Here is an 18,942-nt window from a genome sequence, read left to right on the forward strand (position 1 = left end):
TCGTTTATCGAGGAGTTACCCCATGACTTCCACACCGATTACAGACGCAGAAGTTGCAAAACAGGCAGCCGATGACCGGCTGTCAGTCCGCGAGAAAATTGGCTACGGCCTGGGCGACGCGGGCGGCACGGTAATTACCTGCCTGATCATGAACTTCCTGACCTTTTTCTATACCGATGTATTTGGCCTGACGCCCGCGCTGGTGGGCACGCTGTTTATTGCCCTTCGGGTATTTGACGCGATTTCCGATCCGGTGATGGGCGTGATTGCCGACCGCACGCAGAGCCGCTGGGGGCGTTTTCGTCCGTGGCAGCTGTGGGTCGCGCTTCCCATCGGGATCGTCGGCGTGCTGACCTTCACCGTCCCGGACGCCAGCATGGGCGTGAAAATCGCCTGGGCGTTCGGCACCTATCTGTTGCTTTCAGTGGGCTATACCGCCATCAACGTGCCATATTGCGCGCTGATCAACACCATGACCACCCGCCACAACGAGGTAATATCCTGCCAGTCCTGGCGCTTCGTACTGTGCGGCGTGGCGGGCTTTCTGGTCTCCGTTGGCCTGCCGTGGCTGGTGTCAGAGCTGGGACAGGGCAATACCGCCCGGGGTTATCAGCTGGGCGTCGGCGTACTGTGCGCCATCGCTGTGGTGATGTTCTTGTGCTGCTTCTTCTGGGTGCGCGAGCGCGTCCCGCTTGCGTTGATGGGGAAATTCACCCTGCGCGAGCACCTGGCGGGCCTGCGTAAAAACGATCAGCTGCTGCTGATGCTGGTGATGTCGTTTCTGCTGATCAACGTCTTCAACATTCGCGGCGGCGGGTACATGTACTTCATCACCTACGTGCTTCAGGGCAGCACGGCGTACACCTCGCTGTTTTTCACCATGGTGACCTTTGCCGCCATTCTGGGCGCGGTGATCGTCAACCCGCTGTCGCGGCGGATTGATACCGTCAAACTCTACTACTACACCAACCTGGTGCTCGCTGCGCTTGCTATGGGAATGTGGTTCCTGCCAGGTGGCCCGGCGCACCAGACGCTCTGGCTTATCGTGATTTTAAGTAACGGCGTGATCCTGGGCTTCACCCTGCCGCTTCACTTCTCGCTAATGGCCTTTGCCGATGACTACGGCGAATGGAAAACCGGCGTGCGCTCCTCGGGGATGAATTTCGCCTTCAATCTATTTTTCATCAAGCTCGCGTGGGCATCCAGCGCCGGGATCATCAGCCTGGTGTTTATTGCCGTGGCCTATCAGCCAGGCGCGGGCAACCAGACACCCGCCTCATTGCAGGGCATCACCGCCATGGAGACGCTGCTCCCTGCCCTTTTCCACCTGCTGCTGGCGGTCGCTATCCGCTGGTGCAGGCTTAACAATCCCGTGATGTCGCGCATTGCAACCGATTTGCGCCAGCGTCATGTACAGTCCTGAGGAGAACGATATGACCATAATGGAAGCCGACCTGCATCAGCTGAAAATCAACGACCCGTTTCTTGGTCAGTACCAACGGCTGGTCCGCGATGTGGTAATCCCCTACCAGTGGGATGCGCTTAACGATCGCGTGGCGGAGGCTGAACCCAGCCACGCCATCGCCAACTTCCGCATCGCGGCCGGTCTGGAACAGGGGGCGTTTTACGGGATGGTCTTTCAGGACAGCGACGTGGCGAAATGGCTCGAAGCCGTAGCGTGGTCGCTGTGCCAGAAGCCGGATGCCGAACTGGAAAAAACCGCCGACGAGGTGATCGAGCTGGTCGCAGCGGCGCAGTGTGAAGATGGCTATCTCAATACCTATTTCACGGTGAAAGCACCGGCCGAGCGCTGGACCAATCTGGCCGAATGCCACGAACTGTACTGCGCCGGACATATGATTGAAGCGGGCGTGGCGTATTTCCAGGGAACCGGAAAGCGCCGCCTGCTGGACGTGGTGTGCAGGCTGGCGGATCATATCGACAGCGTGTTTGGCCCGGGCGAAAACCAGCTGCACGGCTATCCGGGCCACCCGGAAATCGAGCTGGCGCTGATGCGGCTGTACGACGTCACGCAGGAGCCACGCTATCTCAATCTGGTGAAATACTTTATTGAGGAACGCGGCACACAGCCTCACTTCTACGATATCGAATATGAGAAGCGCGGCAGAACGTCATACTGGAACACCTATGGCCCGGCGTGGATGGTCAAGGACAAAGCCTACAGCCAGGCGCATCAGCCCCTTGCCGAACAACAAACGGCCATCGGCCACGCCGTGCGTTTTGTCTATCTGATGGCGGGCATGGCGCATCTGGCGCGCCTGAGCAACGACGAAGGGAAACGTCAGGATTGCCTGCGGCTGTGGAACAACATGGCACAGCGCCAGCTGTACATCACCGGCGGGATTGGCTCGCAAAGCAGCGGCGAGGCATTCAGCAGCGATTACGATCTGCCCAACGATACGGTCTATGCCGAAAGCTGCGCCTCCATCGGCCTGATGATGTTTGCCCGCCGGATGCTGGAGATGGAGGCGGACGGCCACTACGCCGACGTGATGGAGCGCGCACTATACAACACGGTGCTGGGTGGCATGGCGCTGGACGGTAAGCATTTCTTTTATGTGAATCCGCTGGAAGTGCACCCGAAAACACTGGCCTTTAACCATATCTATGACCACGTTAAACCGGTGCGCCAGCGCTGGTTCGGCTGCGCCTGTTGCCCGCCGAATATTGCGCGCGTGCTGACCTCGCTGGGGCACTATATTTATACCGTTCGCCCGGACGCGCTGTTGATCAACCTGTACGTGGGAAACGATGTCGCCATTCCGGTGGGGGAAAACACCCTCCAGCTGCGTATTAGCGGAAACTATCCGTGGCATGAGCAGGTGAAAATCGAGATAACCTCACCAGTTCCGGTGACTCACACGCTGGCCCTGAGGCTGCCGGACTGGTGTGCGGAACCGGCTGTTTCGCTCAATGGTCAAGCCATTACAGGCGAGGTCTCCCGTGGATACTTATACCTCAACCGCAGCTGGCAGGAAGGCGACACGCTGACGCTGACGTTACCGATGCCGGTCCGCCGCGTGTACGGCAACCCGCAGGTGCGCCAGCAGGCGGGGAAAGTCGCATTGCAGCGTGGGCCGCTGGTTTACTGCCTGGAAGAAGCCGATAACGGCGCAAATCTGCATAACCTTTCTTTGCCGCAAGACAGCGCGTTTCGGGTATTTGAAGGCAAAGGCATTTTCGCGCACAAGATGCTGATACAGGCGGAAGGGATCGGGTGTCAGGCGAAGGACACTGATGCCCTGTGGCAGTACGACCACTCGCCGGTAGAACGTCAGCCCCAGACGCTGACCTTTATTCCATGGTTCAGCTGGGCAAACCGGGGAGAAGGGGAAATGCGGATATGGGTGGATGAAGGCTGAATAACTGCGGCCTGTTGCCCTCACCCCAACCCTCTCCCACGGGAGAGGAAGTAAAAAGTAGGCCGGGTAAGGCGAAGCCGCCACCCGGCTTTAACCCGGCTCAGGCCGCCCGGGACGGCCTGAGCCGGGAGATTAAAACAGCCCCAGCGGTTTATCGGAGTAGCTGACTAACAGACATTTCGTTTGCTGGTAGTGCTCCAGCATCATCTTATGGGTTTCGCGCCCGATGCCCGACTGTTTGTAGCCGCCAAACGCCGCATGAGCCGGATAGGCGTGATAGCAGTTTGTCCATACGCGTCCGGCCTGAATGCCGCGGCCCATTTTATAGGCAAGGTTACCGTTACGGCTCCAGACGCCCGCCCCCAGGCCATACTGCGTGTCGTTAGCGAGCTCCAGCGCCTCGTCCATGGTTTTAAACGTGGTGACGGCCAGCACCGGTCCAAAAATTTCCTCCTGGAAAACGCGCATGTTGTTCTTACCGAACAGGATGGTCGGCTCAAGGTAGTAACCCTCCTGCAAATCGCCGCCCAGCACCTTACGACGACCGCCGGTCAACACATCGGCCCCCTCTTTTTTACCGATATCAATATAGTTGAGGATGGTTTCCAGCTGGCCATGCGATACCTGCGCTCCCATCTGGGTGACGTTATCCAGCGGATTACCGCTGCGAATCGACTCCACGCGCCGGATCGCCCGCTCCATAAAGCGCTCATAAATGGATTCCTGCACCAGCGCGCGGCTCGGACAGGTGCAGACTTCACCCTGGTTGAACGCGAACAGCGCAAACCCTTCCAGCGCTTTGTCGAAGAAGGCGTCCTCTTCATCCATCACGTCGGCAAAGAAGATGTTCGGCGATTTCCCGCCCAGCTCCAGGGTGACCGGAATGATGTTCTGGGTCGCGTACTGCATGATCTGCTGACCCACTTCCGTTGAGCCGGTAAACGCCACTTTAGCAATACGCTTTGAAGTAGCCAGATATTCGCCGATCTCTCCCCCGGCCCCGTTGACCACGTTAATGACCCCCGGCGGCAACAGGTCGCCAATCACCTCCATCAGCAGCAGTACCGAAAGCGGCGTTAAGCGTGCAGGTTTCAGCACCACGCAGTTACCCGCCGCCAGCGCGGGCGCCATTTTCCAGCTCGCCATCAGCAGCGGGAAGTTCCACGGAATAATTTGCCCCACCACGCCGAGCGGCTCGTGGAAGTGATACGCCACGGTATCTTTGTCAACTTCACTTATTCCCCCCTCCTGGGCACGAATGCAGGACGCAAAATAGCGGAAATGGTCGATCGCCAGCGGCACGTCCGCCGCCATGGTTTCGCGGATCGGCTTGCCGTTGTCCCACGTTTCTGCGGTCGCCAGCAGCTCCAGATTCTGCTCCATCCGATCGGCGATTTTGAACAAAATGGCCGCTCTGTCCTGAACGGACATTTGCCCCCACTTATCTTTCGCCTTATGCGCCGCATCCAGCGCTAAATCGATATCCCGCTTGCCCGAACTGGCAATTTCACACAGCGGCTGGCCGGTAACGGGCGTCAGGTTGGAATAGTATTCACCGTCGACGGGCGCCACCCAGTCGCCGCCGATAAAGTTGTCATAGCGGGGCTTCAGCTTAAGGGGAAAACCATACTCGCCAGGCTGGATACGCGATGAGGGAGGATTGTTTGTCATGACCGTCTCCTTGCTGTTGTTGTACAACAAGGGTAGTTCCGGCTGGTGATTTTCTCGCCAGCGGGTAGCGGGTTTACGAGCCGCATCACGGATTACCGTACTTTACGTTTCGTTTCTGCCGCCGCAGCCATACTTAATAGCTCAAGGGCTCATGAGGAATGATGCAATGCAGCTATTTATCGGCTTTGACGTGGGTGGAACCCACATCAAACACGGCGTAATTAATGAAAACGGCGAAGAACTGACATCCGATGAATATGATACGCCGGACGATGAAAGCACCTTCAAAGAGAAGTGGAAAACGGTAGTGGATAAATACTGCCAGGAGCACGAGATCGCCAGTATTGGCGTGAGTTTTCCAGGACATATCAATCACCATACTGGCGAAGCGGCCAAAGCCGGGGCGCTGGACTATCTTGACGGCGAAAACCTGTGCGAACTGTTCGCACAGCTGACCGATCTCCCCGTGACAATCGAAAACGATGCCAATTGCGCGGCGCTGGGCGAGCGCTGGCAGGGCGCGGGCAAGGACTATGAGCATTTCGTTTGCATCACCATCGGCACCGGCATCGGCGGCGGTATCGTCATGGAGGGCGATCTCTACCGCGGGTCGCACTACCGGGCGGGTGAGTTTGGCGTGCTGCCCGTAGGCAATGAGGGCGAACCGATGCATGAAGTGGCGTCCGCCAGTGGCCTGATGAAAGCCTGCCGCCGCGCGCTGGCCGTGTCGGAAGATGAGATGCCTGATGGTGAGGAGCTGTTTAAACGCATGGACAGCGACGTACATCTGCGCGAGGCCATTGAAGCGTGGGCGCATTGTCTGTCGCGCGGTATTTACAGCGTGATCTCTATGTTTGATCCGCAGGCGGTGCTGATTGGCGGCGGCATTAGTGAGCAGGAGAAAATCTATCTCCTGCTGGATAAATATTTACAGCGATTCGAGGAGTGGGAAGCGCTCCGGGTGCCCATCCTTCCCTGCGAGCTGGGTAACCAGGCGGGAAGGCTGGGCGCGGTCTGGCTGGCTAAGCAGAAGCAGGCGCGCAGCGCTTAACGCTTACGGAAATAACTGCGCGTCGCGTAGCACATGGTCATTGCCACGACGACGCGTAAACCCGATGCGGTTGAAATACTCCAGGATCTGAATCGCCAGTTTGCGTCCTACGTTCAGCCGATCGCGGAAGTCTGCGGCGCAGGTTGATCCGCGCGCCTGATCCAGCTCCCGGATCAGGTTCGCAAACGCAACGATCCGATCGTTGCGGTAATAACGATCTTTCACGATCGCCACAATCATGCCCTGCTGCGCCGCATGCCGCAGTACCTGACGCATCAGCTGCTCATCGGTATTGGTTTCACGCGCCAGATCGCGCACCCACCAGGGTTCATCGCCAAACAGCGCCGCCACTTTTTGCCAGACCGCGTCCTGCTCAGCGGTAAAACCGGCCTTATGTTCCGGCAGGTGCAGCCAGCCGTGATGACTTGCAATCACGCCGCTTTCACGCATGTTTTCAATCAGCAACAGCACCAGTGCGTCGTCTTCCATGGGCAACGCCATGCGCCGCAGACGTTCACGGCCCGGGCCTGGCTCATCCTGATGCTGTTCATGGTAGGTCGCCAGCGTGCTCAGCACTTTACGCTGCCAGCGCGCCGCCACCGGCGCGTTCAGCAGGCTGTTGCCAGCCTGAATAAAACCCGGCTCCTGCGTCAGAAGACGCAATCCTTCACCGCTGAGCTGGCGCGCCCAGGCGAACGCAGCCAGATCCACCGCACCACGCTCAAGGTGGATATCTAACGCAGACTTGTCGTCACGGGCCTGGGCCAGCGAGGCCAGCCACGCTAAATACTCGGGCTTACGCTTGCCGCGACGGGGCGGATTCAGCATCACCACGCGGGCGCCCGCCAGGGTTTCGCGCGCGGAGATGTCGCGCAGAACCAGGCGGTCGTTATCCGCCAGCCAGAGCGGGGAGTCGAACACCAGTTCGGCGAGATCGTTTTCCAGCAGCGACACGCGTCCGGTGATGTGGCTGGCCGCGTGATGGATATGCAGCGGCTGCCACTGGGTCAGCGGCGTGTGGGTCTGTAGAGAAACGATAATCCGTTCAGAAGGCTCCGGCGGCGCGTCGGCCAGCAGCCAGTCGCCGCGGTTAAGCTGGTCTTTTTCGGCATCACCAGCAATATTCAGGGCGATACGCTGCCCGGCGTGGGCCTGTTCCACCGGCTGGTTTTGCGCGTGAAGCACGCGCACGCGCATGGGTTTGTTCACGCCCGTCAGCCACAGGGTATCGCCCACGTTAACTTCGCCACTCAGCGCGGTACCGGTCACCACCAGCCCAGCCCCTTTCACGGTAAACGCCCTGTCGATCGCCAGACGGAAGCGGTGATGGCTGGCATGCTCACGAGACGGGATCTGCTGCAAATGGTCGCGAAGAGCGTCGATACCGCGGCCTTCTGTCGCCACGGTGACAAACAGAGCGGCATCCTTAAAACCATATTCACTCAGCGCCGCCAGCACCTCTTCACGCACCTCGTTGATACGCACCTCATCCACACGGTCCGCTTTGGTGAGGGCGACGGTCAACTGCGGGTTTCCCGTCAGTTGCAGGATCGCCAGATGCTCGCGCGTTTGCGCCATCACCCCGTCATCGCACGCGACAACCAGCAGAGCGTGATCGATCCCGCCCACGCCCGCGAGCATATTGGAAAGAAACTTCTCGTGGCCGGGCACGTCGATAAAGCCCAGCACGCGACCGTCGGGCTGTGGCCAGTAGGCGTAACCCAGGTCAATGGTCATGCCGCGCTTTTTCTCTTCCGGCAGGCGATCGGCATTCACGCCCGTAATGGCCTGCAATAACGTGGTTTTGCCGTGGTCAACGTGACCGGCGGTGGCAATAATCATTTCAACATCATCTCCAGAAACCGCCCTTCATCTTCCAGGCAGCGTAAATCCAGCCACATACGACCATCACCGATCCGGCCAATCACTGGCGTCGGTAATGCACGCCAGCGCGCCGACAGCGCCTCAAGCTGGCTTCCGCGTCCGTCGCGCGGGGTGAACGTCAGCGCTTCGCTCGGTAACCTGTCCACGGGCAGCGAGCCGCTGCCAATTTGCGACAGGCAAGGCTCGATACGAACGTCAAACTCAGGGTAATGAGGAGCAATCTGCGGCAGTAGCGCTTCCGCCCGCGCGCGAACAGAGGCTTCATCACGGCTCAGCAAACGCAACGTGGGCAGGCGGTCAGCCAGTTTCTCCGGGTGGAGATAGAGCCGCAGCGTGGCTTCCAGCGCGGCCAGCGTCATTTTATCGGCACGCAGGGCACGCTTCAGTGGGTGCTGCTGTAGCTGCGCAATCAGCTCGCGCTTGCCGACGATAATCCCCGCCTGCGGCCCGCCCAGCAGTTTATCGCCGGAGAAACTGACCAGGCTTACGCCCGCAGCAACCATTTCCTGCACCATTGGCTCTTTCGGCAGACCGTACTGGCGCATATCCACCAGCGACCCGCTGCCGAGATCGGCAATCACCGGCACGTTTAGCTCGCGCCCGATGGCGGCCAGTTCGGCCTCTTCCACCGTTTTGGTGAACCCCTCAATGTGGTAATTACTGGTATGCACTTTCATCAGCAGGGCGGTGTTTTCATTCACCGCAGCGCGATAATCTTTTGCATGGGTACGGTTGGTTGTGCCCACTTCATGCAGCGTGCAGCCCGCCTGGCGCATGACATCCGGAATACGAAACGCCCCGCCGATCTCCACCAGCTCGCCGCGAGAGACGACAACCTCTTTTCCGCTCGCGGTGGCCGCCAGCATTAACAGCACCGCCGCCGCGTTGTTATTCACAATGCAGGCATCTTCCGCGCCGGTGATCTGGCAGAGAAGATCCGCCAGTGCGCGATCGCGATGCCCGCGCCCGGCGCCGTCCAGATCGTACTCCAGCGTCACCGGCGAGCGCATGGCCCGGGTGACGGCCTCTATTGCTTCTTCTGCCTGCTGTGCCCGGCCCAGATTGGTGTGCAGAACCGTGCCCGTCAGGTTAATAACCGGGCGCAACGCGCTCTGCCCGTGCTTGCTCAGCCTGCGTTCAACTTCCTGCGCCCATGCCTCGCACCAGCCGGGTAGCGCGTTTTCAGCCTGAATATGGCGACGCGCATCGTCCTGAAGCTGGCGTAGCATGTCGACCGTTGCAGTATGGCCAAACTGCTCCAGCACCGCAGTGATGCGCGGATCACGAAGCAGACGATCGGTAGCGGGGATCTGGCTGTAGAGGGAATGATGAGTAGTCATGAATGCGCCTGGCGAGTAAGTATCTTCCCCCCTCCCGACGGGAGAGGGAGTTAACATGTGGGGGGATTGTACCGCCTCCCGCCAGGAAGTGTTATAACCCGCATCAAGCCTTTGGTGGTTCAGTCCGGGCGAAACTTTCGCGCTGGAAGAGCGTCTCCGCCAGTTTGACCAGCAGCGGACGATCCACGCACCAGCCCGGCGAGACGCGGCGGAAATTAAGGTAGCCAATGGCGCAGGCGATGGCGATCGTCGCCAGATTCAGGCTATCGCTCTGAATTTTCCCGTCGCGGATCAGCTGTTCGCACATATCCAGGCTGCGGCTGATTTTTTCGCGCTGGCGCAGCAGCTCATTTTCTGACTGCTGGGCGGCGGGCCTTGCCTGCTCGCGTACGGACGTTAATGCCGCATCCATAATGCCATCCGCCAGGGCTTCAATTTGCTTCATCGCCAGCGCCGCTTTTGGATCCGCCGGCAGCATGGCTGGCGCAACGCCAAGCAGCTCGATGTACTCCGCAATGATCGGGGAATCAAACCAGTAGTCGCCCTCGTCCGTTACCAGCGCCGGGACTTTCCCCAGCGGGTTGTACTGCGCAACGCCGTTCTCTGCGTGGTACGGTTGTTCATTTACGAATTCAAATTCAATCCCTTTCTCCAGCAGGAGAATCGAAATCTTACGCACGAAAGGACTGGTATAACTGCCGATGAGTTTCATTGCTTTTCCTTAATGCCCATAAAGAGGTCAGTATGGATCAAGCCGAGAAAAAAGGCAGGTGTACGTATCGCATTCCTGCCGTGAGGGGATACGGGAGAAATCTGCATAAAAATATTTTGTGAATCAAATCACAATCTGGAAACAAACAGCCAACTTAACATTGTGATATTAATCACAAAACAGCCCTCATTTTGGCGTAATTCTGAGCAATGTATTTTTTTTACACACCCATTATGTGATCGCGATCACTTCATTAATATCCTCACCCCCTACATTCATGTGATTCAGATCACACAAAATTCCACTGTCTGGACAGTTGAACGATTCAGTGCCAGATTTCACAGCATCAGAACAGGGCCCGGCTACCTCTGCCGCCGCACATTAACGATAAACCTCGGGCCACAAGCCTAAGCGTAAACATAAGAAGGGGTGTTTTATGTCATCCGATTTCAAGATCAAAGTGCAAAGCTTTGGTCGTTTCCTCAGCAACATGGTGATGCCAAATATCGGCGCGTTTATCGCGTGGGGTATTATCACCGCATTATTTATTCCGACAGGGTGGTTGCCTAACGAAACGCTGGCGAAACTTGTTGGCCCAATGATTACGTACCTGCTGCCGCTGCTCATCGGTTATACCGGTGGTCGTCTGGTGGGCGGTGACCGTGGTGGTGTCGTGGGTGCCATCACAACCATGGGGGTGATTGTCGGTGCGGATATGCCGATGTTCCTCGGTGCGATGATTGCCGGTCCTCTGGGCGGCTGGGCGATCAAGAAATTTGACGTCTGGGTTGATGGCAAGATCAAATCCGGCTTCGAAATGCTGGTGAACAACTTCTCCGCGGGCATCATCGGGATGATCCTCGCGATTCTGGCGTTCCTCGGCATTGGCCCTGCGGTTGAAGTGCTCTCCAAACTGCTGGCTGCGGGCGTTAACTTCATGGTGGCGCACGACATGCTGCCGCTGGCGTCTATCTTCGTTGAACCGGCGAAAATCCTGTTCCTGAACAACGCCATCAACCACGGTATCTTCTCACCGCTGGGTATCCAGCAGTCACACGATCTCGGCAAGTCCATCTTCTTCCTGATTGAAGCGAACCCGGGTCCGGGTATGGGCGTTCTGCTGGCGTACATGTTCTTTGGTCGCGGCAGCGCGAAACAGTCTGCTGGCGGCGCGGCGATCATTCACTTCCTGGGCGGTATTCACGAAATTTACTTCCCGTATGTGCTGATGAACCCACGTCTGATCCTGGCCGTTATCCTTGGCGGTATGACCGGCGTGTTCACCCTGAGCGTACTGGGCGGTGGTCTGGTGTCTCCTGCTTCTCCAGGCTCTATTCTGGCGGTGCTGGCGATGACCCCGAAAGGCGCCTACTTCGCGAACATCGCGGCGATCTGTGCGGCCATGGCCGTCTCCTTCGTGGTCTCCGCTATCCTGCTGAAAACCAGCAAGGTGAAAGAAGACGACGATATCGAAGCGGCAACCCGTCGTATGCATGACATGAAAGCCGAATCCAAAGGCGCAACGCCGCTGGCGGCGGGTGATGTCTCTAACGACCTGAGCCACGTGCGTAAAATTATCGTGGCCTGTGATGCCGGTATGGGTTCCAGCGCAATGGGTGCGGGCGTGCTGCGTAAGAAAGTGCAGGATGCGGGTCTGACCAACATCTCCGTGACCAACAGCGCGATTAACAACCTGCCGCCGGACGTTGACCTGGTGATCACGCACCGCGATCTGACCGAGCGCGCCATGCGTCAGGTGCCGCAGGCGCAGCACATTTCCCTGACCAACTTCCTCGACAGCGGCTTGTACACCAGCCTGACAGAACGTCTGGTTGCGGCCCAGCGCCATGAAGATAACGAAGTGAAGGTGCGCACCAGCCTGCAAGACAGCTTCGACGAGAGCAACGCGCATCTGTTCAAACTGGGCGCAGAAAATATCTTCCTTGGCCGCACGGCGACCAATAAAGAAGAGGCCATTCGCTTCGCCGGTGAGCAGCTGGTGAAAGGCGGCTACGTTCAGCCGGAATACGTTGAGGCGATGCTGGAGCGTGAAAAGCTGACCCCAACCTACCTGGGTGAATCCATCGCGGTTCCGCACGGTACGGTTGAAGCGAAAGACCGCGTGCTGAAAACCGGCGTGGTGTTCTGTCAGTATCCTGATGGCGTGCGCTTCGGTGAAGAAGAGGACGACATCGCCCGTCTGGTGATTGGTATCGCCGCTCGCAATAACGAGCATATCCAGGTGATTACCAGCCTGACCAACGCGCTGGATGACGAAACGGTTATTGAGCGTCTGGCCAATACCACCAGCGTTGAAGAAGTTCTGGCTCTGCTTAACAAGTAACAGCGCCTCTTCCCTCTCCCCCCGGGGAGGGGGCTAGGGTGAGGGGGAAAACGTTCCTCACCCCAGCCCTCTCGGGTAAAAACATTGATGAAGGTTAACACTATGAAAGCATTACATTTTGGCGCAGGTAATATCGGACGTGGCTTTATCGGTAAACTGCTGGCAGACGCAGGCATTACCCTGACATTCGCCGATGTGAATCAGGTGGTTCTTGATGCCCTGAATGCCCGTCATAGCTATCAGGTTCACGTGGTGGGTGAAAACGAACAGGTTGAAACGGTCTCTGGCGTCAACGCGGTAAGCAGCATTGGCGACGACGTGATTGACCTCATCGCAAGCGTTGATCTGGTCACCACAGCCGTGGGTCCGGTGGTGCTTGAGCGTATCGCCCCGGCGGTCGCGAAAGGCCTGGCGAAGCGTAAAGCACAAGGCGTTGAAACGCCGCTGAACATCATCGCCTGTGAAAACATGGTGCGCGGCACCACGCAGCTGAAAGGCCACGTTCTGGCCGCTGTGGCTGAGGAAGATAAAGCCTGGGTTGAAGCGCACGTTGGTTTTGTGGATTCCGCCGTTGACCGCATCGTTCCGCCATCAGAATCCGCCACCAACGACCCGCTGGAAGTGACGGTGGAAACCTTCAGCGAGTGGATCGTTGATAAAACTCAGTTTAAAGGCGCGCTGCCGACCATTCCGGGAATGGAATTAACCGATAATCTGATGGCATTTGTCGAACGTAAACTCTTCACGCTGAACACCGGGCATGCTATAACCGCGTACCTCGGGAAATTGGCCGGTCATCAGACGATTCGTGACGCGATCCTCGATGAGAACATCCGTGCGGTGGTCAAAGGGGCAATGGAAGAGAGCGGCGCGGTGCTGATCAAACGCTACGGTTTTGATGCTGATAAACACGCAGCATACATCCAGAAAATCCTCGGTCGTTTTGAAAACCCGTATCTGAAAGATGACGTTGAGCGCGTGGGTCGTCAACCGCTGCGTAAACTAAGCGCGGGTGACCGCCTGATTAAACCGCTGCTGGGCACGCTGGAATACGGTCTGCCGCACGCTAACCTGGTGAAGGGAATCGCTGCCGCCATGCACTACCGCAGCGAGCAGGATCCGCAGGCGATTGAGCTGGCTCAGCTGATTGATGACAAAGGCGCGCAGGCTGCGCTGGCGCAGATCTCCGGTCTGGATGCCAACAGTGACGTAGTTGCGGAGGCGGTCAGCGCATACAACGCAACCAAATGATGCAGAGTCCGGCGCAGGTTAGCCTGCGCCCGAATAACAGATTGTCAGATATGCAGGCAATAATGGAACAAACCCAGGCCTTTGAAAATCGTGTGCTTGAGCGTCTGAATGCTGGCAAAACCGTACGAAGTTTCCTGATCGCCGCCGTCGAGCTGTTAACCGAGGCGGTGAACATTCTGGTGCTTCAGGTGTTTCGCAAAGACGACTACGCGGTAAAGTATGCTGTAGAACCGTTACTTGACGGAGACGGACCGCTGGGCGATTTATCGGTACGGCTGAAGCTGATCTACGGTCTTGGCGTGCTCAACCGTCAGGAGTATGAAGACGCCGAGCTGTTAATGGCGCTGCGCGAAGAGCTCAATCATGACGGCAATGAGTACACCTTCACCGATGATGAGATCCTGGGGCCCTTCGGCGAATTGCACTGCGTAGCCGCGCTCCCTCCCGCACCTCAGTTTGATGACAGCGACCCTGAGCTGTACATGATGCAAAAGCTGCGTTATCAACAGGTTGTCCGCTCCACCATGGTACTTTCCCTGACTGAGCTGATTTCTAAAATCAGCTTAAAAAAAGCGTTTCAGAAGTAAGCCCGCACACATTGGTGTATCCTTCCCTGTAAATTCCCCGTTTTCAGAGTTATTTGTCATGAAAGAAGTCGAAAAGAACGAAATTAAACGCCTGAGCGACCGTCTGGATCTGATCCGCCATCAGATGGCTGGCCTCTCCCTTGTTGATTCCGCCGAGAAATATGCCGAGCTGGAAAAAGAGTCCGTGAAGCTGGAGGCGGAAATTGAGCGCCTGCGCGATGTGAAAGGCCAGAAGCTGAGTAAAGAGGCGCAGAAGCTGATGAACATGCCGCATCGCCGCGCGATCACCAAAAAAGAGCAGGCCGACATGGGCAAGCTGAAGAAAAGCGTCCGTGGCCTGGTGGTGGTGCACCCGATGACTGAGCTTGGCCGCGAAATGGGCCTGAAAGAGATGACGGGTTTTAGTAAGACCGCGTTCTGATCGCTCTCCCCTGCCGCTGCGCAGGGGAAACTCAGTTGTAAATCAGGTTAAACGTGGCCATCGCATCCGCTTTTCCCGCCGTTACGTTCTCTTCCGTCTGAATGTAATGCGCATCAAACCAGAAGGTCTGCGTCTGGTTATCCCCTACCTGGCCAAGCGCTGACACCTGCGGGGTGTTCCACGATACCACCTGCCCCTGAACCGAACCGGTATTGTCACCGTAAAGCAGTTCGATCCCGACACCGCTGGCGCTATCCTCCTGCTTCGTCAACGCCAGCGCCCGATCGTTGCCCGGCGTGGTATCGCCAAAGAAACCCATCTTAACCGCCGTGTTATTTTCACAGGTCACCGGAATGCTGAAGCGTCCGCCTCCGGCACGGGAGCCGATGCCGTGAAATTCACGCTGGCTCACGCTCCCCATGGGAACAAGAATGCTGCGAGAGCCCACTGAGCAGCTGGTACGCCTGACGGTGAAGCTGGCGAGATGAATCTGTACTGGTGTCGCCACGTTGGTGGCGCTGGCTTGATTTTCTCCCGCCTGCAATATCAGCGATCCGACATTTTGCTCCTGGGAGTTGGCGTTATCGTCAGGCATGGGGCTGGTCGTCGGGATTTTGTAAAACACCACCCAGAACTGCAATTTATACGTTGGGGCGCTGGCAAAGGCAGGATTCTGTGAGGCATCGCAGATACGCCGGGACTCGTTGCCGTCTACCGGGCTGGTGCCGTCAATATACTGTACGGCATCCGCACCACAGTACTGCTGCTCGCGGAACCCGAGCGCGTAGCCGATGCCGTCAATCTGGGTTTTGTAGACGTGCCGCGACGCACCGTCTTCCCCCACCACGGTGCCGACGGGGTTATCCAGCTCGACAAATCCGATACTACGCCAGGGGTCACTACCGCCATCACAGTTGTAGAAGTCTTGCCCGGTAGACTGTATCGGCGCGGAAACCGGCGTCCAATCCGCGGTGCCGGGAGCATATCCAATGGCGTAGGGTACCTGGACAACCCACTGATCGCGCGTGGTGCGGCAGGGCGAGGCCTGAGCGTGCGCATGAAAACTCAGCATGCCAAAAAGCGAAAGAAGGCTCAGATAGAAAAACCAGTGAATAAAACGACGCATGATATTCCTCTAATGGCACTCAACGGACAGCGTGGCGATACCGGGGGCCATATGAGCTTTCCCCAGTCTGAAAGGTGTCTGGCATTGCTGCTGCTCCCCGTTTTCATACCAGGTGACGCGCAGGGTGCCGCGCTCTGGTACCCCGCTCAGGTAGGCCTGACCGCCGTCAGCGACCATGCTTCGGTTTGCAGAATGGCGGTTCTGCTCCACCACTTCAGCCTGCGCGCCAAACGGCAACGGTTCGCCGTGGTAGCGCAGGGAAAACAGAACGCGATAACCAATGTGGGTTGTGTAATTGGCCAGCACCACCGCGCCGCTGGTGGGAATGAGCGTCAGACCGCTTTGCTCAATGTCGACGTTCTCACCCAGCGTCGCCGTATCAAGGCTGACGGTATTTTTGCGATACGCCGAGAGCGTTGGCATGACCGCATAGCCGCGGCTGTCGGTATGGATCCCGTTGTAGCCCTCCGGCTCAACGTTCGCCGCGCCGGGCACGCGCAGCAGGGCGACGGTATCGCCCAGCGGCTGGCTAAGCGTGACGCCATACTGCGTGGCGATAACGCCTCCGGCGAGTCCAAGACTCGCGTTGCTACCGTTTCGGCTGTGGTCATAACCGAGGCTGACGTTGCCGTAGCCACCGTTGTATTGCAGCGCCAGGCTGGTGCTGTCGGCCTCTCCCTCACTGGTCTTACTCTGCTGAACGCTGTAATTCAGGTTGCGGTTCGCCGGCGCGCTGCCGTTGAGCGACACCTGCTGCGTGGTCATCCCACGATTGTTGTGGTTGGCGTAGTAACTGACCGAACTGCCCGGCAGCCAGTTGCCAAGCGGAACATTGACGTTAAACGACACGGTGCGATCGGGATGCTGCTCAAGCGCTGAGTCGGTGTAGTCATACCCCGCGCCCCAGGAAATACCCCGCCAGCTGGTGTACCAGCCAATGTGGATGGTTTTATCCTGCCCGGACGTATGCCAGTAATCCTGCATCCATGCCGAGACGCTGAGGCTGCCGAACTGACCCAGCGTCTGTGAAAAAGTGACCTGCGAGCGGCTACGGCGATTATTGAGTTGCAGCTGTTGGCTGTCAGACTGATTCAGTTCACTAAATTCGTAGTAATTGCGCGAGGCATAGCGATAGCTCGCCAGGTTGAAGGCGGTGCCGGTAGCGCTGAAATCTTTCTGGTACTGAATGCGCCACGCCTGCCCCATCGCGCTTTTGCCGTCGGGTAAACGGCTTTTTGCCAGCGTATCGTCAATACCCAGCGAGCCAAATGCGCCAAACCCTCTGCCTACGCCAATTGCACCGGCCTGATAGTTGCTCGCCGTACGAAAGCCGCCATACACCGTCATCCTGGAGAGCAGACCGTAGAAGAAAGCGCCTTCAACAAATTCGGGCGAACGCGCATCACCGGAGCCGGAGTGAAATCGTCCTGCATTGAGACTGTATTTCAGGCTGCCCTGGCGTCGCATAAACGGCACCGCAGAGTAGGGCTGGGTAAAGACGCGCGTTGAGCCGTCACTTTCCGTGACCGTAACCTGTAGATCGCCACTTTGTGCGCCCGGGAACAGATCGTTAATGATAAATGGCCCGGCGGCCACCCAGGTTTCATAGATCACATAGCCATTTTGCGAAACGGAGACTTTAGCGAAGCTGTGTGCGACGCCGCGGATGGTTGGTGCGAAGCCGCGCTGGCTGTCGGGCAACATGCTTTCGCTTGATGAGAGCTGTACCCCGCGAAACGCCACGCTATCGAAGACGTCGCCTGCGGTCCAGGCATCACCGATCCGTAGCTGGCTGTTAAGACGGCGAATATCCCGGGTCAGCCAGCTACTTTGCGACTGAAAATGGTCGCCGCCCGCGTCGCTGTGGCTCCAGGCCGAGGTGTTACGCAGCCGCCACGCCCCCAGATTGATGCCGTTACGCAGGCTCAGATAGCTGGATGTTGTGACCCCGCTCTGATGACGGGCCTGACCGCCCGACAGACTGTAATCAGTAAATGCCGCCGGGATACCATCGTCCCACTGCGACTGCGGCACGTAGCCACGGCTGCGGTGTTTCATTGCCGCCTGCGGCAGGCTGAGAAAGAGACGCTGCTGGTTGAAATCATAAGAGGTTCGCGCTGCCGGAATAAAATCCTCGATGTGCGTGAACGTTTCTCCCTCCTGCAACCGGGAGAATGCAGGAATGGCCCCTACATTTACGCCAAGCGCTTCCAGCAGCGATACGCTAAAAACGGGTTGCAGGCTGCCTTTCTCATTGACGAAGGTGATCTCCTGATGCCGCTCCTCGCGTCCGTTAATCTCCAGCGTCACGAGCCAGGTGCCTGGCATCTGCCCGCCCTTTTCAGAGAAATAGTGCAGATCCGCCGTTTTCTGTTCAGTAGAGGAAAGCTCCAGCGCGGCGGGATCAAAGTAATCCTCGGCCATCCCCGTGCGGCTGAAGCTAAGCAGCAACACCGAAAGCGGCGCGTAACGAAACAGGCGAAAAGGCATGGTCTTAAAGAGGCTGGGTGTGGGTGGCGGTGATGGCACCAAAATCATTAATAGCCGACCAGCTTACGCCCCCGGAGGCGGACACAGGCCATTCCCGGGTTTCCCCTGGACCGATCATGCCCGGCTGCTCAATTTTATGCCCGCCAACGGTCAGACGATAAAAAGAGACGTAGTATGGCGTCGGGTTAGCGGCCTTAAGCCCTTTTCCCGTTCGCGAAAACGTTATTTTCTGCCAGGCCGTGGCGGCGTCCCCTTTCAGGTTATCCGGGCGGTAGAAGATTTTAAATTTCGATTTGACGTTTACCTGTAATTCGTTGCTGCTCACTTTTGGCTTTGGCGCTATCGCTTTAATATCGAGCCAGAATACAGATTCACGATCTGTGGGCAGCGGAGCGCCGGTATATTGAATACGCAGCGTGTTGGTCTGCTCCGGATCAAGTCTGAACAGAGGTGGTGTGACAATAAATGGCGCAGCGTTATTTTTATCCGGCCCATCGCCTTCAACCCACGACTGAATAAGATAGGGAACCGCACTTTCCATATTAGAAACAGAAAATGCCACCTCCTTGCTGTTTTGCGGGTATACGATCCGTGTTCCCCCCATTACAACGCCAGCGGAAACTGACGCAGAACTAACCATTAATGCAGTGAGCATAATATACGATAAACGTTTCATCATTAT

At 57.6% G+C, this 18,942-nt stretch carries 14 protein-coding genes; 7 read left to right on the forward strand and 7 right to left on the reverse strand.

Annotated elements, in window-relative coordinates:
• Positions 1–22: 22 nt before the first annotated feature.
• Positions 23–1,423, forward strand: a complete 1,401-nt coding sequence (locus ACQG03_RS20855; RefSeq protein ID WP_022649754.1) for an MFS transporter — start codon at positions 23–25, stop codon at positions 1,421–1,423.
• Positions 1,424–1,433: 10 nt separating this feature from the next.
• Complete coding sequence (locus ACQG03_RS20860) at positions 1,434–3,383, forward strand: glycoside hydrolase family 127 protein (RefSeq protein ID WP_032626985.1); 1,950 nt, start codon at positions 1,434–1,436, stop codon at positions 3,381–3,383.
• A 132-nt stretch (positions 3,384–3,515) separates the two neighbouring features.
• On the opposite strand, the gene aldB is transcribed toward ACQG03_RS20860, so the two are convergent.
• Positions 3,516–5,054: an aldehyde dehydrogenase AldB gene (gene aldB, locus ACQG03_RS20865; protein ID WP_023307168.1), complete on the reverse strand. Its 1,539-nt coding sequence runs from the start codon at positions 5,052–5,054 to the stop codon at positions 3,516–3,518.
• Between the two features lie 166 nt (positions 5,055–5,220).
• Between aldB and ACQG03_RS20870 the strand changes: the two genes are divergently transcribed.
• Complete coding sequence (locus tag ACQG03_RS20870; RefSeq protein ID WP_022649757.1) at positions 5,221–6,105, forward strand: ROK family protein; 885 nt, start codon at positions 5,221–5,223, stop codon at positions 6,103–6,105.
• Positions 6,106–6,108: 3 nt separating this feature from the next.
• On the opposite strand, the gene selB is transcribed toward ACQG03_RS20870, so the two are convergent.
• The 3 genes from selB to ACQG03_RS20885 all read right to left on the reverse strand — a co-directional run bounded on the left by selB (position 6,109) and on the right by ACQG03_RS20885 (position 10,041).
• A complete protein-coding gene (gene selB / locus ACQG03_RS20875; protein ID WP_063163874.1) occupies positions 6,109–7,947 on the reverse strand; it encodes a selenocysteine-specific translation elongation factor in 1,839 nt (612 codons plus the stop codon).
• Positions 7,944–9,329, reverse strand: coding sequence for an L-seryl-tRNA(Sec) selenium transferase (gene selA / locus ACQG03_RS20880; protein WP_063163873.1), 1,386 nt, complete (start codon positions 9,327–9,329; stop codon positions 7,944–7,946). Before selA ends, selB begins: the two co-directional genes overlap by 4 nt.
• 103 nt (positions 9,330–9,432) lie before the next feature.
• Positions 9,433–10,041 carry a glutathione S-transferase gene (locus ACQG03_RS20885; RefSeq protein ID WP_046620387.1) on the reverse strand — a complete coding sequence of 203 codons (609 nt, stop codon included), beginning with the start codon at positions 10,039–10,041 and terminating at the stop codon, positions 9,433–9,435.
• A gap of 436 nt (positions 10,042–10,477) precedes the next feature.
• Between ACQG03_RS20885 and ACQG03_RS20890 the strand changes: the two genes are divergently transcribed.
• The 4 genes from ACQG03_RS20890 (at position 10,478) to ACQG03_RS20905 (ending at position 14,644) form a co-directional block, all read left to right on the forward strand.
• Positions 10,478–12,385: a PTS mannitol transporter subunit IICBA gene (locus ACQG03_RS20890; protein WP_022649761.1), complete on the forward strand. Its 1,908-nt coding sequence runs from the start codon at positions 10,478–10,480 to the stop codon at positions 12,383–12,385.
• Positions 12,386–12,472: 87 nt separating this feature from the next.
• Positions 12,473–13,636, forward strand: a complete 1,164-nt coding sequence (gene mtlD, locus ACQG03_RS20895; protein ID WP_041907503.1) for a mannitol-1-phosphate 5-dehydrogenase — start codon at positions 12,473–12,475, stop codon at positions 13,634–13,636.
• Positions 13,633–14,223 carry a mannitol operon repressor MtlR gene (mtlR, locus tag ACQG03_RS20900; RefSeq protein ID WP_023298873.1) on the forward strand — a complete coding sequence of 197 codons (591 nt, stop codon included), beginning with the start codon at positions 13,633–13,635 and terminating at the stop codon, positions 14,221–14,223. Before mtlD ends, mtlR begins: the two co-directional genes overlap by 4 nt.
• A 58-nt stretch (positions 14,224–14,281) precedes the next feature.
• Positions 14,282–14,644 (forward strand): YibL family ribosome-associated protein, encoded by a 363-nt coding sequence (locus ACQG03_RS20905; RefSeq protein ID WP_022649764.1) that lies wholly within the window; start codon positions 14,282–14,284, stop codon positions 14,642–14,644.
• A 31-nt stretch (positions 14,645–14,675) separates the two neighbouring features.
• Here ACQG03_RS20905 and ACQG03_RS20910 read toward each other — a convergent pair whose 3' ends face one another.
• The 3 genes from ACQG03_RS20910 to ACQG03_RS20920 are packed head-to-tail and all read right to left on the reverse strand — an operon-like array spanning position 14,676 to position 18,939.
• Positions 14,676–15,770 (reverse strand): fimbrial protein, encoded by a 1,095-nt coding sequence (locus ACQG03_RS20910; RefSeq protein ID WP_046620394.1) that lies wholly within the window; start codon positions 15,768–15,770, stop codon positions 14,676–14,678.
• A gap of 9 nt (positions 15,771–15,779) precedes the next feature.
• Positions 15,780–18,260, reverse strand: coding sequence for a fimbria/pilus outer membrane usher protein (locus ACQG03_RS20915; protein ID WP_063163872.1), 2,481 nt, complete (start codon positions 18,258–18,260; stop codon positions 15,780–15,782).
• 4 nt (positions 18,261–18,264) lie between these two features.
• Positions 18,265–18,939 carry a fimbrial biogenesis chaperone gene (locus ACQG03_RS20920; RefSeq protein ID WP_063163871.1) on the reverse strand — a complete coding sequence of 225 codons (675 nt, stop codon included), beginning with the start codon at positions 18,937–18,939 and terminating at the stop codon, positions 18,265–18,267.
• Between the last annotated feature and the right edge of the window lie 3 nt (positions 18,940–18,942).

Source organism: Enterobacter cloacae complex sp. 342H5 (assembly GCF_050030905.1).
In the GTDB taxonomy this organism is placed as follows: Bacteria; Pseudomonadota; Gammaproteobacteria; order Enterobacterales; family Enterobacteriaceae; genus Enterobacter; species Enterobacter intestinihominis.

Excerpts from the sequence above, each read along its gene's own strand:
- ACQG03_RS20855 (WP_022649754.1), top strand. The coding sequence starts at position 23 with ATGACTTCCACACCGATTACAGACGCAGAAGTTGCAAAACAGGCAGCC.
- ACQG03_RS20860 (WP_032626985.1), top strand. The coding sequence starts at position 1,434 with ATGACCATAATGGAAGCCGACCTGCATCAGCTGAAAATCAACGACCCG.
- aldB (WP_023307168.1), bottom strand. The coding sequence starts at position 5,054 with ATGACAAACAATCCTCCCTCATCGCGTATCCAGCCTGGCGAGTATGGT.
- ACQG03_RS20870 (WP_022649757.1), top strand. The coding sequence starts at position 5,221 with ATGCAGCTATTTATCGGCTTTGACGTGGGTGGAACCCACATCAAACAC.
- selB (WP_063163874.1), bottom strand. The coding sequence starts at position 7,947 with ATGATTATTGCCACCGCCGGTCACGTTGACCACGGCAAAACCACGTTA.
- selA (WP_063163873.1), bottom strand. The coding sequence starts at position 9,329 with ATGACTACTCATCATTCCCTCTACAGCCAGATCCCCGCTACCGATCGT.
- ACQG03_RS20885 (WP_046620387.1), bottom strand. The coding sequence starts at position 10,041 with ATGAAACTCATCGGCAGTTATACCAGTCCTTTCGTGCGTAAGATTTCG.
- ACQG03_RS20890 (WP_022649761.1), top strand. The coding sequence starts at position 10,478 with ATGTCATCCGATTTCAAGATCAAAGTGCAAAGCTTTGGTCGTTTCCTC.
- mtlD (WP_041907503.1), top strand. The coding sequence starts at position 12,473 with ATGAAGGTTAACACTATGAAAGCATTACATTTTGGCGCAGGTAATATC.
- mtlR (WP_023298873.1), top strand. The coding sequence starts at position 13,633 with ATGATGCAGAGTCCGGCGCAGGTTAGCCTGCGCCCGAATAACAGATTG.
- ACQG03_RS20905 (WP_022649764.1), top strand. The coding sequence starts at position 14,282 with ATGAAAGAAGTCGAAAAGAACGAAATTAAACGCCTGAGCGACCGTCTG.
- ACQG03_RS20910 (WP_046620394.1), bottom strand. The coding sequence starts at position 15,770 with ATGCGTCGTTTTATTCACTGGTTTTTCTATCTGAGCCTTCTTTCGCTT.
- ACQG03_RS20915 (WP_063163872.1), bottom strand. The coding sequence starts at position 18,260 with ATGCCTTTTCGCCTGTTTCGTTACGCGCCGCTTTCGGTGTTGCTGCTT.
- ACQG03_RS20920 (WP_063163871.1), bottom strand. The coding sequence starts at position 18,939 with ATGATGAAACGTTTATCGTATATTATGCTCACTGCATTAATGGTTAGT.